The organism is Advenella sp. S44 (assembly GCF_002810445.1).
GTDB lineage: Bacteria > Pseudomonadota > Gammaproteobacteria > Burkholderiales > Burkholderiaceae_B > Advenella.
Map to the genome: position 1 here is coordinate 70,351 of NZ_NEXS01000009.1, position 17,084 is coordinate 87,434.

The 17,084-nt window shown below is 56.9% G+C and carries 16 protein-coding genes; 14 read left to right on the forward strand and 2 right to left on the reverse strand.

Annotated features, from left to right (window positions below; translation table 11 throughout):
• The first annotated feature begins 134 nt into the window (after positions 1 to 134).
• Positions 135 to 269 carry a hypothetical protein gene (locus CAP48_RS20560; RefSeq protein ID WP_255411714.1) on the forward strand — a complete coding sequence of 45 codons (135 nt, stop codon included), beginning with the start codon at positions 135 to 137 and terminating at the stop codon, positions 267 to 269.
• Between the two features lie 125 nt (positions 270 to 394).
• On the opposite strand, the gene polA is transcribed toward CAP48_RS20560, so the two are convergent.
• Entirely contained in the window at positions 395 to 3,112 is a 2,718-nt protein-coding gene (gene polA, locus CAP48_RS14185) for a DNA polymerase I (protein WP_100697845.1), read from the reverse strand.
• On the opposite strand from polA, the gene CAP48_RS14190 reads away from it, so the two are divergent.
• Positions 3,111 to 3,779: a TIGR00730 family Rossman fold protein gene (locus CAP48_RS14190; protein ID WP_100697847.1), complete on the forward strand. Its 669-nt coding sequence runs from the start codon at positions 3,111 to 3,113 to the stop codon at positions 3,777 to 3,779. The genes polA and CAP48_RS14190 overlap by 2 nt on opposite strands.
• Before the next feature lie 49 nt (positions 3,780 to 3,828).
• Here CAP48_RS14190 and CAP48_RS20565 read toward each other — a convergent pair whose 3' ends face one another.
• Complete coding sequence (locus CAP48_RS20565; protein WP_255411715.1) at positions 3,829 to 3,960, reverse strand: hypothetical protein; 132 nt, start codon at positions 3,958 to 3,960, stop codon at positions 3,829 to 3,831.
• Between the two features lie 368 nt (positions 3,961 to 4,328).
• Between CAP48_RS20565 and CAP48_RS14200 the strand changes: the two genes are divergently transcribed.
• From CAP48_RS14200 to hslO, 12 genes are all read left to right on the forward strand, one after another.
• Entirely contained in the window at positions 4,329 to 4,682 is a 354-nt protein-coding gene (locus CAP48_RS14200) for a hypothetical protein (RefSeq protein ID WP_100697851.1), read from the forward strand.
• Positions 4,683 to 5,062: 380 nt separating this feature from the next.
• Positions 5,063 to 5,764 (forward strand): LuxR family transcriptional regulator, encoded by a 702-nt coding sequence (locus CAP48_RS14205; protein ID WP_100697853.1) that lies wholly within the window; start codon positions 5,063 to 5,065, stop codon positions 5,762 to 5,764.
• A 147-nt stretch (positions 5,765 to 5,911) separates the two neighbouring features.
• Positions 5,912 to 8,569, forward strand: a complete 2,658-nt coding sequence (gene leuS / locus CAP48_RS14210) for a leucine--tRNA ligase (protein WP_100698625.1) — start codon at positions 5,912 to 5,914, stop codon at positions 8,567 to 8,569.
• 18 nt (positions 8,570 to 8,587) lie between these two features.
• Entirely contained in the window at positions 8,588 to 9,157 is a 570-nt protein-coding gene (lptE, locus tag CAP48_RS14215) for an LPS assembly lipoprotein LptE (RefSeq protein ID WP_100697855.1), read from the forward strand.
• A 5-nt stretch (positions 9,158 to 9,162) separates the two neighbouring features.
• Positions 9,163 to 10,224 carry a DNA polymerase III subunit delta gene (holA, locus tag CAP48_RS14220; protein WP_100697857.1) on the forward strand — a complete coding sequence of 354 codons (1,062 nt, stop codon included), beginning with the start codon at positions 9,163 to 9,165 and terminating at the stop codon, positions 10,222 to 10,224.
• Positions 10,225 to 10,231: 7 nt separating this feature from the next.
• Complete coding sequence (locus tag CAP48_RS14225) at positions 10,232 to 11,512, forward strand: glutamate-5-semialdehyde dehydrogenase (protein ID WP_100697859.1); 1,281 nt, start codon at positions 10,232 to 10,234, stop codon at positions 11,510 to 11,512.
• A 4-nt stretch (positions 11,513 to 11,516) separates the two neighbouring features.
• Positions 11,517 to 11,936: a CopD family protein gene (locus CAP48_RS14230; RefSeq protein ID WP_100697861.1), complete on the forward strand. Its 420-nt coding sequence runs from the start codon at positions 11,517 to 11,519 to the stop codon at positions 11,934 to 11,936.
• Between the two features lie 11 nt (positions 11,937 to 11,947).
• A complete protein-coding gene (locus CAP48_RS14235; protein WP_100697863.1) occupies positions 11,948 to 13,414 on the forward strand; it encodes a class I SAM-dependent RNA methyltransferase in 1,467 nt (488 codons plus the stop codon).
• An 11-nt stretch (positions 13,415 to 13,425) separates the two neighbouring features.
• A complete protein-coding gene (locus tag CAP48_RS14240; RefSeq protein ID WP_100697865.1) occupies positions 13,426 to 13,959 on the forward strand; it encodes an RDD family protein in 534 nt (177 codons plus the stop codon).
• Entirely contained in the window at positions 13,956 to 15,407 is a 1,452-nt protein-coding gene (locus CAP48_RS14245) for an AMP-binding protein (protein WP_192871340.1), read from the forward strand. Before CAP48_RS14240 ends, CAP48_RS14245 begins: the two co-directional genes overlap by 4 nt.
• A 6-nt stretch (positions 15,408 to 15,413) precedes the next feature.
• On the forward strand, positions 15,414 to 15,935 hold the full coding sequence (locus CAP48_RS14250; protein ID WP_100697867.1) for a gamma carbonic anhydrase family protein: 522 nt from the start codon (positions 15,414 to 15,416) through the stop codon (positions 15,933 to 15,935).
• 23 nt (positions 15,936 to 15,958) lie between these two features.
• The gene (gene hslO, locus CAP48_RS14255; protein WP_100697869.1) at positions 15,959 to 16,882 is read left to right on the forward strand and encodes an Hsp33 family molecular chaperone HslO; all 924 of its coding nucleotides are present in this window, start codon (positions 15,959 to 15,961) and stop codon (positions 16,880 to 16,882) included.
• The last annotated feature ends 202 nt before the right edge of the window (positions 16,883 to 17,084 follow it).

Consider the following 17,084-nt stretch of genomic DNA (forward strand, 5'->3'; position numbering starts at 1 on the left):
GATCAGATAGGCGGCGCCTAATCGTCTTGGGTGCCATGGTCGAAACTCCAGAAGCCATTGTGGTCGCCGGTGATATTGCAACGGTGTGGATGTGGTGTTTATCGGCCCCAACGAGCTGACCTACGCCATGGGGCATGGCAGAAACTGGCATGCATGCGGCCCCGGTGCAGCAGGCCATCCGACACGCACTGGAAGCAGTGGCGACTGTCGGCAAATGCCCCGGCATTATCGCGCTAACGCCGGCCGATGAAGAAAAATACCGGCCCTAGGGTGCCCGCTGCTTTGCCAACGTCACCACCAGCATCGTTACGCAGACACTAGTGCAGGCTGATGCTGCGGGTCGGAACACGCGACTGCGCTACTGAGCCTGGCGTTCAGCGCGATGGCCCTGCCGTCAATGCGCCTCTTCCCAGTTATTGCCGATGCCGGTTTCTGCCACAAGCGGCACTGCAAGGCTGGCCACATTGCACATCAGCCCGGGCAACGCCTGGCTGACCAGCGCCTGTTCAGCGCCCGGCACATCAAGTACCAATTCGTCATGCACCTGCATGACCAGGCGAGAAACCAGCTTTTCCTTCTCCAGCCAGGCCTGTACCGCCACCATGGCCATTTTGATCAGATCTGCCGATGTGCCCTGCATGGGCGCGTTGATGGCGGCCCGCTCTGCTCCGGCGCGCCGCGGTCCCTTGGCGTTGATTTCGGGCAGCCACAGGCGTCGTCCGAAAACCGTCTCCACATAACCGTTTGCCGAGGCCTCCTTTTTGATACGCGACATATAGTCGGCCACGCCCGGATAGCGGGCGAAATACCGGTCTATATACGTTTGTGCCGCATCGCGGGTAATGCCCAGGTTGGCAGCCAGCCCGAATGCGCTCATGCCGTAAATCAGACCAAAGTTAATGGCCTTGGCGGCACGGCGCTGTTCGTTATTGACCGCGTCCGGGGCAACGCCAAACACTTCGCCGGCCGTCGCGCGGTGGATATCCTCGCCTTCCTGGAACGATTTTTGCAAATTCACATCGCCCGATAAATGCGCCATAACCCGCAACTCGATCTGGGAATAGTCGGCCGAAACAATAACGCCACCATCGGATGGCACAAATGCCATGCGGATGCGACGCCCTTCTTCTGTTCTGACCGGAATGTTCTGCAGGTTGGGTTCCGATGAAGCCAACCTGCCGGTGATGACCGCTGCCTGGGCATAATCGGTATGCACCCGTCCGGTGATCGGGTTGATCATTTTCGGCAATTTATCGGTATAGGTGGACTTGAGCTTGGCCAGACTGCGGTAGTCCAGCAGCGTACGCGGCAACGGATAGTCGGCTGCCAGTTTGGATAGCACGTCCTCATCGGTAGAGGGCGCCCCCTTGGGCGTCTTGCGCAGTACCGGCAGGCTCATTTTGCCGAACAGAATCTCGCCCAGTTGCTTTGTCGAATTCAGATTGAAGGGCTGCCCGGCCAGCTCGTATGCCTTGTTCTCCAGCTCAACCAGCTTGGCGCCAATCTGCGCGCTTTGCTGGCGCAGCATCGCCTCGTCAATTCGCACCCCATTGCGTTCAATCAGTGTCAACACGCGCGAGACCTGTACCTCCAGGCGATAAATGCGCTGCAGGCCTTCCTGTTCCCGAACCATGGGAGCCAGCGCCTGATAAAGCTGCAAGGTGAAGTCGGCGTCTTCTGAAGCATAATGCGTTGCCGTTTCGATATCCACTTCATCGAAACAGATCTGCCGGGCGCCTTTACCGCAAATTGCCTCGTAGGTGGTGCCGGTGCGCCCCAGATAACGCTGGGCCAGGTCCTGCATGCCCACGTTGCGGTGGGATTCCAGTACATACGCCATCAGCATGGTGTCATCTTCGATACCTGCCAGTACGATTCCTTCATTAAGAAAAACATGACTGTCATATTTGGCATTATGCAGGATCTTGGCCGCGCTTTCGTCCTGCAGCCAGTCGCGCATCAGGCCAAGCGTGTGCGCCTTGTCCAATTGCGTGCCCGCGCCGGTGCCGCGATGAGCCAATGGGATGTACCAGGCCGAGCCCGGCTCGATTGCAAGTGAAATACCCACGAGGCTGGCCTGCATGGGATTCAGAGAAGTCGTCTCCGTATCGATGGCGACCCGTTCCGCCTGCTTGATCGCCTCAAAACATGCGGTCAACTTGTCCGCCGTATCAACAGTCTGGTAATTGACCTGCACCGGCGCTTCGGGCAGATTCGGCGCCACCCGCGCATCCTGCTCGGGCACGCGATCAGCCTGGCCGGTCAGTTCGCGCAGCCAGGTGCGAAAGCCGTAACGATCGTAGATCGCTGTCAGCGTTGGCACATCAGGAGCCCGGGGCAGCAGATCTTCTACGCCTTGCATGAATTCAGTCAGTTCGCAGTCGCGCCTGACCGTAATCAGATTGCGCGTCAGATCAAACTGCGCTATGGCGTCGCGCAGATTCTGTCCCGCAACGCCTTTAATGGCGTGGGCGTTGGCAACCAGATTGTCAATGCTGTCGTACTCATTGAGCCACTTGACCGCGGTTTTCGGCCCTACTTTGGGCACGCCGGGTATATTGTCGACGGAATCGCCGATCAGCATCAGATAGTCCACAATTCGTTCCGGTCTGACGCCGAACTTGCCAAGGACACCGGGCTCGTCCAGCTTCTCGCCGGTCATGGTATTGACAAGCGAAATATGGGAATTGACCAGTTGCGCCAAATCCTTGTCGCCAGTTGATATAATGGTGTGAATATCAGAGCGTGCGGCCATATCTGCCAGCGTCGCAATCACATCATCCGCTTCCACGCCCGGGGCAGCAATAACGGGCCAGCCCATTGCGCTTATGGCCTCGTGAATAGGACCTGTTTGCACAGCAAGATCGTCGGGCATGGGTGGCCTGTCGCCCTTGTATTCCGGGTACAAATCATCCCTGAAGGTCTTCCCTTTGGCATCAAAAATACATGCGGCATAATCCGCCTTATAATCATCAATGCATTTTCGCATCATGTTTATCACGCCATACAGGGCGCCTGTGGGCTCTCCACGCGCATTACGCAGATCGGGCATGGCATAGAAAGCGCGGTACAAATAGCTTGATCCGTCAACAAGTAACAAGGTTTTTTTCATGTCAGTAACAAAAGCAACAACGATTCAGGGTCAGATTAACGAGATAACAGACGAGCTGCAGACAGCGGCCGATCATCTCAAGGATTTGACCGCAGCGGTAAGCATTTTTGGAAGTGCACGGATCCGGTCAGATTCGCCCTACTATACCAAAACGCAGGAGATTAGCGGCCTTCTGGCCAAGGCCGGCTTCAATGTTATTTCCGGCGGCGGGCCCGGCATCATGGAGGCAGCCAACAAAGGCTGTCATGAAGCGGGAGGAACCAGCATCGGGCTGAACATTGAGCTGCCTCACGAGCAGAAAGACAACCGTTATCAGACCGAGAGCCTGTATTTTAAATACTTCGTATCGCGCAAGACCACGTTTTTCATGAACAGCGCGGGCTATATCATCATGCCCGGCGGCTTTGGCACGCTGGACGAAATGTTCGAGGCGCTCACGCTGATCCAGACCGGCAAAGCAAGCAAGGCGCCGGTTGTCTTTGTCGGCTCCGAGTTCTGGCAGGGCCTCATGGACTGGATACGGAGCCAGCTTGTCACCAACAAACTGATTTCTGAACACGACCTGGATTTGTTCATTGTCGAAGACGATCCGCAAAAAGTGGTGGAGCATATTCAGTCATCGCACCAGCAATACGTACTGGACGCCAGCTGTGTCGGGCTGTGCTAAGCGATTTGCATTGTACTGCCAAAGCGGCCATCTATCTGGCGCCGGACTTTTACTCCGCCTGCGGTTTCTTTTGAGGCGGCGGCCGGCAGATAACCTGCACGACCGGCACCTCTTCATTGACGGTATTGCGTGACATGATCCGCCCGTTAGCTTGAGCGCAGGCTTGTTCCATTTTTGCCATGCATGCCGACGTATCCGTTTTACACGGCAGTATGAAGTGCAAATCATTTTCATCATAAATGGCTTTGCTCGCGCAGCCGGACAGTACCAGGGCTGCGAAAACCGGTAATATCGAATGACGAATCATCAGGCCTCCTGTGATATTGCGACCCGGGCGACAGGTTTTTCGCTGCCGATGGGACATAATTGACTGTTGCCGCATCATAACCCAACGTTGGCGGGCGTCGACGGCCGATATAAACACCCCCAGGGATTTATTACACAGTTTGCAAAAAATTGCACTTGTTTTCGCAGTCCCATCAGGGTTCTATGCTAAGTTCTGATCAATTTTTTACGTTTACCCTATCCTTACACCGATCAAGGCGCTTCATGTCAAACAAGATCAAAACCTCTCTTATCGTCATCGGGGCCTTGCTGCTTGGCGGCTGTTCCACCGGTTTTGGAGTCAGCGTACCCCTGGTCAGTGGAGTATCCCTCGGCATTGGCAGCGGCGGCATCAGCCTGGGGACGGGAATCGGGCCGGTTGGCGCCGGCGTCGGGGTCGGTCATGGCGGACGCGTGTCTGCCGGTGCAGGTGTCGGTGTGGGCGTCGGCACCAGTATTGGCTCGGGCGCGACGGCCGGCGTGGGCACCGGTATTGGCACCAGCACCGTTATCCATGATCCGCAGGCGCCGGCCGAAGCCGCGCCAAAGGAAAAGGCCGACTTGTACGGCGGCAATTAACCTGACGACTTTTGTTGCGGGCGGGGCCTTTTCGGGGCAGAGGATCCCACAGGCACTGCTGCCTGGTTCGACTGAACACCATGTGGCCATCTCAAACGACCTAGGTTGCCATTTGCACAGGCTCATTCTGCTTTGTCCGCGCGCAACCGATTCACCGTCGCACAGGCCTGTCGCATTCGGCTGACCCATAACAGGTGCGTTATTTTGCCGCTGTTCAGCTTTTGGCAGGCGAGCAACACCCTGGCTGCTCCACACCTGCACGGCCTTGACACCACGCTATTTCGGGCCGGACAACTTTATCCTTTGCTGCGCATATCGACCATTCACTTTTTGCCTCTTTCCGATACGATCAGGATTCCGTATTTGATAAAGGGGGCGGCATGTCTACTGTGGATTACGACACATTTTTGCTAGCGCAGAACGAGGCATCACAATTGGCGATGATCGAACGTGGGCTAGCCATGCTGGGATTTGACTGTTTCGATTATATTCAACGATGCCCCAGTCCCTTTACCACCTCCCGTTATCATCATTTGGGCACGATCCCCGAGGCGCTCATCCGGCTGGACGAGCGGCATCTGATTCACGACACCATTATTCCGGCCGTCATGCAACGAAAGGCCGATCTGATCTGGGAACTAAAGGATTTTTACGCTATCCATCCGGAGCTTGCGGCAAGAAACCACCAGAACTTCTATGGTTTGTTCGCGCCAGGCACCAACCTGCAGGGAAACACCAGCTCTGTCCTGACGCTGATCCGACTGAATCGGCCGATCACCCACCAGGAACTGAACGCAAAGCTGTCGCTGTACCGATTGCTTATTTACGCCGTGCAGCACATGTGCCAACTCATCCTGGCCAGACGCCACCGCGAACAGCTGGCAATTGAGCTTACCGCCAGACAGACCGACATTCTCAAATGGATCGCCGACGGCAAGACCAATGATGACATCGCGCATATCCTGGGCATTTCCTCTCATACCGTCAATTACCACACGAAGCAGATCCTGGACAAGACCAGCACGCAAAGCCGACATGACGCAGCCATGAGAGCGTTTATCGCCGGCATTATTCCGTCATAGAATTTTCTATTCCAGGTCCATCGCACACGGTTGGGCCGGCTAACATCTATAATAACGGGTTAACCCCATTCTTTCCGGACGCCGGATTCGTGCCGCTCTCGTTTGCCGGCCCGCAACACATTGCGTCCTCTTTTGTGCGAACTTATGATGCAGGATCACTACCACCCCACCGAACTTGAACAATCCGCCCAGCAAAACTGGCAGGAGCGTGACGCCTATCTTGTGACCGAACACGCAAAAGACGCAAGTGGCAATGAAAAGCCCAAATTCTATGCGTGCTCCATGCTGCCCTACCCTAGCGGCAAGCTGCACATGGGCCATGTCCGGAACTATACAATCAATGACATGATGGCGCGCCAGCTGCGCATGCGGGGATTCAACGTACTGATGCCCATGGGCTGGGATGCCTTTGGTATGCCCGCGGAAAATGCGGCCATCAAATCAAAGGTGCCACCTGCCAAATGGACCTATGACAATATCGCCTACATGAAAAAACAGATGAAGGCGATGGGACTGGCGATCGACTGGTCGCGGGAAATGTGTGCCTGCGATCCACAGTACTACAAATGGAACCAGTGGCTTTTTCTCAAAATGCTGGAAAAAGGCATTGCTTACCGAAAAACACAGGTTGTGAATTGGGACCCCGTGGACCAAACCGTACTGGCCAACGAACAGGTTATCGATGGCCGGGGCTGGCGCTCGGGCGCACTGGTCGAAAAGCGGGAAATTCCGGGCTACTACTTGCGCATTACCGACTATACCGAGGAGCTGCTGGATCAGGTCACGCACAACCTGCCGGGCTGGCCCGAACGGGTGCGTCTCATGCAGGAAAACTGGCTGGGCAAAAGCGAAGGGGTACGCTTTGCGTTTACGCATGATATCCGTGACGAGCAGAACCAGCTGATTCAGAACGGCCGCATGTTTGTATTTACGACCCGGCCGGACACGATCATGGGCGTCACGTTTTGCGCTGTCGCGCCCGAACACCCGCTGGCAACGCAAGCAGCGGCCCGCAATCCGGAACTGGCTGCATTTATTGAAAAATGCAAGCTTGGAGGCACGACCGAGGCCGAGATGGCTACCCGTGAAAAAGAAGGCATGCCGACCGGCCTTAACGTGATCCACCCCCTGACCGGCGATGCCATTGAAGTGTGGGTGGGTAACTATGTCCTCATGAGCTATGGCGATGGTGCAGTCATGGGCGTGCCGGCTCATGACGAACGTGATTTTGCCTTTGCGCTTAAATATGGCCTGCCGATCAAACAGGTTGTACAGGTCGCCGACAAAGCGTTTGACAATACCCAATGGCAGGACTGGTACGCTGACAAGCAGCAGGGTCGGGTCGTCAATTCCGGCCAGTTCGATGGGCTGGACTATCGTCAGGCGGTCGACGCCGTGGCTACTGCCCTGGCCGGAAAAGGCCTGGGCGAAAAACAAACCACATGGCGACTGCGCGACTGGGGTATTTCGCGCCAGCGCTATTGGGGCACGCCGATTCCGATCATCCATTGTGAAAGCTGCGGGCCGGTGCCGGTACCCGAAGCCGACTTGCCCGTGCGCCTGCCCGAGCACTTGATTCCCGATGGCAGCGGCAACCCATTGGCAAAAGACGAAAGTTTCCTGTCGTGTTCCTGCCCCTCTTGCGGCAAGCCGGCAAGACGGGAAACCGACACCATGGACACCTTCGTCGATTCTTCCTGGTATTTCATGCGCTATACCTCAGCCGGCAACGACAATGTCATGGTGGACCAGCGCAATGATTACTGGATGCCCATGGACCAGTACATCGGCGGTATCGAGCACGCCGTATTGCATCTTCTGTACGCGCGTTTCTGGACCAAGGTCATGCGCGACCTGGGCTTGCTTAAATTTGACGAACCATTCACTAAACTGCTCTGCCAGGGCATGGTGCTGAATCATATCTACTCTCGCCGGACTCCACAGGGGGCCGTCGAGTATTTCTGGCCTGAAGAAGTGACCAATACGTACGACGAGAAAGGCGCCATTACCGGCGCCACCCTGAACCGAGACGGTTCGGTCGTCCAGTACGGTGGCGTAGGCACCATGTCCAAGTCCAAGAACAACGGCGTTGATCCGCAAGCGCTGATCGATACCATGGGCGCCGACACGGCAAGGTTGTTTGTGATGTTTGCCAGCCCGCCCGAGCAGACGCTAGAGTGGTCCGATTCCGGCGTTGACGGCGCGCACCGCTTCCTGCGGCGCGTGTGGTCTATCGCCCGCGGCCTGAAAGACCGCATCCTGGCAGCGCCCGCCGAGACGCCTGATTTTACCCAGGCCAGCAAAGCGGTCAAGAATCTGCGCCTGCAGGCCCATTCGCTGCTGCGCCAGGCCAATTATGACTATGAGCGTATTCAGTACAATACAGTCGTTTCGGCCAATATGAAGCTGCTCAATGCCATTGACGATGCCGCATTGCCAGAGGGCGCGGCAGAAGATGCGGCCCTGCGCGAAGCTACTGGAATCCTGATCCGCATGCTGTATCCGATCGTGCCGCATCTGGCTTGGCATTTGTGGAACGATCTTGGCTACGTCGAACAGTACGGCGATCTTCTTGACGCACCGTGGCCAGTCGTTGACGAAGCCGCGCTCATTGCCGACGAAATCGAACTGATGCTGCAGATCAACGGCAAACTGCGCGGCTCCATACAGATACCGAATGGCGCCGATCGCGAACACATTGAGGCGGTCGCCAAAAGCCATCCTTCGCTGGACAAATTCCTGGAAGGACGCCCGCCCAAACGTGTTATCGTGGTTCCCGGAAAACTTGTCAATATTGTCGGTTAATTTCAGCAGGTGAAAACCATGGCGTACCCTACCCCTTTTTTGCGCTGGCCTCAGCTGGTGCTGGCGGCCGTCTTGCTCAGCATGGTGCTGGTCGGCTGCGGCTTCAAACTGCGGGGTGAAAAACCGCTACCGTTTACGTCGATGTACACCAATATTGATGCGAACACGCGTTTTGGCGCAAATTTGCGTCGCTCGCTGCAGGCCAGCTCGCCGTCGCTGCAATTCGTGGACAATGCCGGGGCGGCACAGGCAGTGCTATCGCAACTGGACAGGGAGCAATCGCAGCGTGAGGTCTCGCTCAATGCCCAGGGACAGGTTGAAGAGTACGAACTGATGCTGCGCCTGACATTTCAACTGGTATCCTCGGACGGCCAATTGCTGATTCCGCCGTCCACGCTCACCTCTACACGCACATTACCGTACGACGAGGCCAACTCGCAAGCCAAGGACCAGGAAATGGTCACGCTTTACCAAGACATGGAAGCCCAGATGGTAGACCAACTGGTTCGGCGTATCAGCTCTGATGATGTCATTCAGGGGTATCAACAGGGTGCGGGCACGCCAGGTGATGCGCAGTTTGCCCGATAAACGCAATGGCCGGACAAACGCCTAACTACGAGCGCTTCATTACTGATCTGGGTAAACCGGATGCGCCTCTGCATCCGCTTTATGTCATCAGCGGCGACGAGTTGCTGCTGCGCAATGAAGCGCTGGATGCCTTGCGCGCGGCTTGCCGCCGCCAGGGATACACCGAAAGGGTCACGCTCACGCTGGCGGCCACCGGACCGTGGCATGCCATCGAAGAAAACACCCAGTCGATCTCCCTGTTTGGCGATCGCAAGCTGATGGAAATCGAAGTGCCTACCGGCAAACCGGGTAAAACCGGCGGCGACGCGCTGGCCGCAATGGCTACTCGCGCTGCCAACGGCGAGCTGAACGATATTTCCGTGGCGCTCATTCTGCCCCGGGCAGACCGAACCATGTCTTCTGCAAAATGGTATACCACCGTCACGCAGCAGGCGGTGCTGGTCACCACCCCGATCATCACCCGCGAGCAGCTGCCCGCATGGATCCAGGGCAGGCTCAAACGCCAGAAGCAGCACGCCGATGCGGCAACCCTGGCATGGATCACCGATAAGGTCGAAGGCAATCTGCTGGCTGCGCATCAGGAAATCCTCAAACTTGGCCTGCAATACCCAGAAGGCGAATTGACGCTGGATGAAGTGGAAAATGCCATACTCGACGTCAGTCGCTATAATGTCTTTGATATGAGCCATGCCATTTTGCGCGGCGACGGCCAGCGCGCCTTGAAGGTGCTGCATGGTCTGCAGGCAGAGGGCGAAGCCCTGCCGATGGTGCTGGGCCTGCTCACTTATGACATTCGTAATCTTTACACGCTTGCCCAGGCAAGACAGAATGGACACAATCCCAGGAATCTGACCCGCAAGCTGGGTCTGTTTCCTCCCAAGGATCAACTGATTCTCAATACGCTGGATCGGCTGCCCTTTTCCCAGATCATGGGGCTGGTGCAGCATGCCCACGATATCGATCGCCTGTTCAAGGGCTTTCCGGCAGACGGGCGACTGACCGACCCATGGCAGGAAATGGCCCGGCTCGTTCTGCGCATGGCAGAGACGTCCGTATCTACTCACTGATTCAATCATGACAACTGAAAACAGTCCAACCCCTACCCTTGAGACGCAAATGCTGGCATACGGCCAGCAGGCTAAGGCCGCCTCGCGTCTGCTGATGCGCGCCGACGACAAACAGAAGTCGGCAGCCTTGCTGCATATGGCCCATACGCTGGAAACACAGGCAGATCAATTGCGAGCAGAGAATGCGCTGGATTTGGAAAAAGCCCGTGACAACGGTCTGGAACCGGCTATGCTTGATCGCCTGACGCTGTCGGACAAGGCGCTAGGCCTGATGGCGACCGGACTGCGCCAGATCGCGGCGCTGGAAGATCCGGTTGGCAGCCGCAGTGAAACCCGAATCCGGCCTAACGGCATGCGGGTATCCAAAATGCGCATACCGCTGGGTGTCATTGGCATCATCTACGAATCAAGACCCAATGTCACGATCGATGCGGCGGCGCTTTGCCTCAAGTCGGGCAATGCGGCGATCCTGCGCGGCGGTAGTGAAGCCTTCCGCTCCAATCAGGCGCTGGGAAAAATCATCCAGGAAGGATTAGCTCACGCGGGGCTGCCTGCGCATGCCGTGCAAACCATCAACACTACAGATCGCGCCGCTGTTGGCCAGCTGATTACCATGGCCGATTTCGTGGACGTGATTATTCCGCGTGGCGGCAAAGGACTGATCCGACGCCTGCAAGCGGAGGCAACCGTGCCCATGATTCGCCACCTTGATGGCAATTGTCATGTGTACATAGATCGCGCCGCCGATCTGAAAATGGCCCACGACATCGCTTTCCAGGCCAAGACCTATCGCTATGGTGTTTGCGGCTCCATGGAAACGCTGCTGGTCCATCAGGATGTGGCGCAGCAGGTGCTTGCGCCCCTTGCTGCTGCCTATATCGAAAAAGGCGTGCAACTTCGCGGCTGTTCCCGAACCCGGCAGCTGCTGCCGCAGGCAGATGTCGCCACCGATGAAGACTGGGCGACCGAATACCTTGCGCCCATTCTGGCCATTCGCATTGTTGACTCTATTGACGATGCCATGGCGCATATTGCCGCCTGGAGCTCGGGCCATACTGAAGCCATCGTCACAGACAGTGTCTCGGCTGCCAACCGGTTTCAGCGGGAAGTCGATTCCAGCTCTGTTTATGTCAATCTGCCGACTGTCTTTGCTGACGGATTCGAGTACGGTCTGGGCGCGGAAATCGGCATTTCAACCAATCGTCTGCATGCTCGCGGCCCAGTCGGCCTCGAAGGCCTGACAACCTATAAATGGGTACTCGAAGGCAACGGCCAATTGCGCGGGTAATACAATGCTTTGGATCAAATCGCTTCATATCGTGTTCATCACTGCCTGGTTTGCCGGACTGTTTTATCTGCCACGCCTTTTCGTCAACCTGGCCCAACAACCGCAAGATGGCCCGGTCTACCCGGTCCTGCTGGGCATGGCCAGGCGGCTGCTGCGCTTTACCACCATGCTGGCGGTTCCGGCCGTGGCGTTCGGACTGGTCCTTATGCTGCATTACAAAATCGGACTGACCAATGGCTGGCTGCACGCGAAGTTGGTGTTTGTCCTGCTGATTATCGGCTACCATCACGCCTGCTTCCGTATCTATAAAAAATTTGTACAGGGTCGCAACCAGCGCGATCATGTCTTTTATCGCTGGTTCAATGAAATACCGGTATTGCTACTGCTGGCGGTGGTCATTCTTGTGGTCACCAAACCCTTCTGACAGGCTTAGCCATGACCGACGACAATTCCCCCCAAAATCGCAAGAAGCTCAGCCTTGCCCGTTCTCCGCGCCGCACTATCGATGATGATGAGAAGCCACGGGTGCGTTCCGGTGCGCGTGCTCGCGCGGTAGCCCAAAACCAGCTGCGCACCGGCGAAGCGAAAGCGACGCCTGCCAAACCCAGGCGGCCAATGCCCGCCGGTACCGATGCTCCTGCAGCACGTGAGCCGCGCCGGACGCTGTCTGACCGTCTCGATCGTACTGACCGTTCTGATCGTTCCCATGCATCACGCAAGGCAGACGAATCGCGCCAGCGTCCTTCGTCCCGACTGACTGAGACATTTCGCATCTTTGCGCCCTGTCCGCAGGGTTTGGAGGAAGTGCTGTGCGAGGAAATGCAGGCACTGGGGTTTGAGCACGTAGAAAAGGGGCGCGCCGGATGTGCCTTCGAAACCAACTGGACAGGCATTTTACGGGCCAACCTGTACTCGCGCCTGGCCACCCGCATTCTGGTGCAAGTGGCGCACGGCCTGGTGCTCAAGGAAGACGATATCTACGAGTTGGCCTACGACGCTCCATGGGAGCGCTGGTTCGGTGCGGAACACTCCCTGCGGGTCGATACCTCGGCCATTCAGAGCCCCATGAAAAGCCTGATGTTCTGCAATCTGAAGGCCAAAGACGGTATCTGCGACCGCCTGCGCGACCGCGAAGGCGAGCGCCCGAGCATTGATACCGTGCGACCCGATGCCAGAGTGCATCTTTTTCTGACTCGGGACTCTGGCACGCTGTACCTGGATACCTCCGGAGAATCACTGTTCAAGCGCGGCTGGCGCCTGGATAAGGGCGAAGCGCCACTGCGCGAGAACCTGGCTGCAGGCATCCTGGCTCTCTCGGGCTGGGACCCGTCCATGCCCCTGCTGGATCCATTCTGCGGTAGCGGCACCATTCTAATCGAGGCGGCCTGGATCGCGCAGGGCGTGCCTCCCGGCATTTCCCGGCCCTTTGGTTTTGAGCGCCTGCGCAACGCCGATGCCCGACAATGGTCAGCCTTGAAAGAAGACGCTTTGAGCCGCATCGCGCCCGAACTGGAAACGCCGCTGTACGGGTGCGATCTGAACCCGCATGCGCTGGAAGCGGCGCACGAAAATATGCAACGGGCCAATCTGGCGCCTGACTCCATTCAGTTCGCACGCGCCAACGCGCTGGATCTGCAACCGCCAACGGATTCGGGCTGGCTGGTTACGAACCCACCCTATGGCGAACGATTGGATCAGCAGGACGACAGTTTCTGGCGAGACTGGTCAGCCTGCCTGAAACAGCAATTTGCCGGATGGCAGGTCCACGTGATCTCCAGCGACCTGGAACTGCCTAGAAAGCTGCGCCTGAAAGCCCGGCGCCGTACGCCGCTGTACAATGGAGCGCTCGACTGCCGCCTGTTTTCATTTGAAATGGTTGCCGACAGCTACCGTAAACCCTGAAATCCACTTGCATGAAACCTACTGCTTCCCCTGACGCGGCACTGTTGTCGCGTCGCTCTCCTTCCCGATGGCGCCTGTTTGCCTGCATGATGTATGAGGCCGTGCTGTTGTTCGGTGTCGTCTTCTTTGCCGACTATATTTTCGACACGCTCACGCAAAGCCGCAGCGGCCTGACATTGCTTGGACCGCGGCAGGCCGTCCTGTTTGTCGCCATCGGCGTCTATTTTTTGCTGTGCTGGCGTAAGCACGGCCAGACCCTGCCCATGAAGACCTGGAATATCCGGCTCGTGGGTCGGCAAGCGATACGGCCCTCGCTGGGCCAACTGGTGTTGCGCTATGTCCTGTGCTGGCCTGTCCCCCTGCTGGGTGCCTATCTTGTGTATCTGGCCTCGACATCGCTGGGCTGGCCTTCCGTGACCCTGTTCATTGTCTTTACGCCGTTTCTTAATTTTGTCTACAGCTGGTTTGATCGGGACGGCCTCATGCTGCATGACAGGCTGGCCGGCACCCGCCTGGCCGATCTATCGCCGGCGGCGATTCAATGATAGAATCAGAAATCCCCGGGCAGCAGGCAGGATCATTTTTGCATGCACTGCCCTATTTCTTTAGCGCCCCCGTTTCCTTACGTCCCCATATGACCGATCATTATTCGTCACTCTATAAATCATTTGAATGGCTGGTTCCCTCGGTATTCAATATAGCGGATGCCTGTTGTCACCGGTGGGCCTCCAGCCCTCATGAAGCGCGCCAGGTTGCCATTTATTTCGAAGATCAGGTAGGGCAACTTACACTGCTCACATACGGGCAACTGTCCGAAAAGGTCAATAAATTGGCCAACGGCTTGATCCGTATGGGTGTGCAACCGCAGGACCGCGTCGCTGTTGCACTGCAACATTCTGCAGAAAGTGCCATCACTCAGCTGGCGGTTCTGACGGTGGGGGCGATCGTCGTGCCCCTGACCGCGACATTGACCAACGCCGAATACGCCGAAAGACTGCACGACTCGCAGGCACGCGTTGCCGTGGTGGACAAGCATTCCATTACCGCGCTGATTTCCGCTGTGGATAATCAATCTCCGGTCAAGCAGATCATCGGGATTCATACCGATGACGACCGCATTATTTCCTGGCGCACCCTACTGGCGCGTCAGCCATCGACATTCACCCCGCATGTGGTCAGCGCCTCTACGCCGGCCATCCTCATCTATCCGGCCAGTGTGCCAAACGAACCGTTGCGAGGCGTGCTGCTGGATCACAGCACACTTATCGGTACGCTGCCGGGTTTTGTTGCATCGCAAAACTGGTTTCCGAAAGCAAACGATATTTTCTGGACTTCCTACGACTGGAACAGCCCCAACGGTCTGCTCAACGCGCTGCTACCCACGCTTTATTTCGGCAAATCCATTGTCGGCTGTCCGGCAGGTCGCACCATACCGCGGCTGTTCACGCTGCTTGAGCACTACCAGATTACCAATATCCACGCATCCGGGGCGGACTTGCGCCGCATTCGCGAATATCCCGATGCGCTCGAAGAGTTCGATTTGGCCATCCGCAGCATCAGCTGCCTGGACATCGACTACGATCCATCGCTGGGCCAATGGGCCAAGCAGCGCTTTGATGTGGATATCAACGTGGTCGCTGCACCGCTTGGCTTTGGCTATATCATTGGCGAAAGCCAGGAAAAATGGGCGCCTCGCCAGGGCAGCATGGGCCGTGTTTACCCCGGTCACCGAATCACCGTCATCGACGAGGACGGCAAGCCGCTCAAAACTGGCCAAAAGGGCCGTATTGCGGTCAACAGAACAGACCAGAACGACTACCCCGACCCGGCCATTGCCTTGCATTACTGGTCCGCCGCGCAAATCCATCCCCTGCAGGCCGAGCCACAGGAGTGGATTCCCACAGCCATTCGCGGCCACATCGACAAGGACGGCTATGTCTGGCGCGAGCCCGAGCCCGAACCTGACGCCCTTACCGGCCAGCAAGGAGAATAAATCATCATGGCTGTGTATCAGATTGATGAACTGGCGCCAAACATCGACCCCACCGCTTTTATCTTTGACAGCGCAACAGTCATCGGCAACGTGACGCTGGAAAAAGATGTCAGCGTCTGGGCCAATGTGGCTATTCGCGGCGACAACGCGCCTATTCTGATTCAGGAAGGCAGCAACGTGCAGGAAGGCAGCGTACTGCACGTGGACGAAGGTGTCCCCCTGACCATCGAAAAAAATGTCACCGTGGGCCATCAAGCCATGCTGCACGGCTGCACGATTGGCGAGGGGTCGCTGATCGGCATGCAGGCCATTGTGCTGAATAATGCACGCATTGGCAAAAACTGTATCATCGGCGCAGGCGCTATTATCACTGAAGGTAAAGTCATTCCTGACGGCTCTCTCGTTATCGGTATCGGCAAAATCGCACGTACGCTAAGCGAGGAGGAGATTGCCAATATCCATAAAAATACCGCCCATTACGTGTGGCAGGGGCAACGCTACCGCAGCGGCCTCAAGCGCCTTGCATAATTCGGGCCTTTTGCCATCCTGCCATGACCACTGACCAATTACAAAAATACCTTCTTGACGACCGCAGCACCCGTATCCAGACCGTTGATCTGACCAAAACCTGGCACACCGGCCTGGCACACCAGAGCTATCCGCCGGTCGTGCGCGACCTGCTCGGAGAACTTTGTGCTGCCTCAGTGCTGCTGGCCTCGAACATTAAATTCGATGGCTCGCTTGTGTTGCAATTGCAGGGCGATGGCGCCCTGGCCCTAATCGTGGTCGAGTGTCAGTCTGACCTGAGCCTACGAGCGACCGTACAGTTGCGGCAGGAGTTTGTCGTTCCCGACAACGCCACCTTCCAGTCCCTGCTCAACAGCAACGGCAATGGCCGGTTTATTGTCATTCTGGATCCGACAGACCGACAGGAAGGCCAGCAACCCTACCAGGGGGTGGTGCCCATGGAAGGCGATTCGGTTGCCGACGTGCTGGAGCACTATATGAAACAATCGGAACAGCTGGACACGCATATCTGGCTAGCCGCCAACGCCCAGCGCGCAACCGGTCTGCTGTTGCAGCGCTTGCCTGATCACGGCGGCACGGCCGATGACAGCGTGGCGCACCAGGAGTCCTGGCAGCGCACGCGGGTCCTGGCCCAGACCCTGACTACCCAGGAAATGCTCAGCGAATCTCCCGAAACACTGATTCATCGACTTTTCTGGGAAGAGCCCTTGCTCACATTCGAGCCACAACCGGTGCGCTGGTTCTGCCCCTGCACCCGGGAACGCGTGGGCAATATGCTCAAGATGCTTGGCCAGGACGAAATCGAAAACATTCTAAGCGAACAGGATAAAGTCGACATTGCCTGCAATTTCTGCGGCAAGCCATACACATTCGATGCCGTCGATTGCGCCCGTCTGTTCATCGACGGCCAGGCTCCCGAAGATCCACCCGAACCCATCGAGCATTAATTGAGCATTAACCGAGGGCCCAGCAGGCAATCGCCGCTGTTACCGATTCGCATAACAGGCAGCTGGTAGCTATCCAAGGCACCAGCTGTTTTTTCTCTTGTTCTCTTGTTCTCTTGTTCTGTTATTCTCTTCCTCTCTTCCCCTTTACTCCACGACTTCATTTAACCTCTTTCGTCGTTCCCGCTTTCCCTGTTCTCTTGCT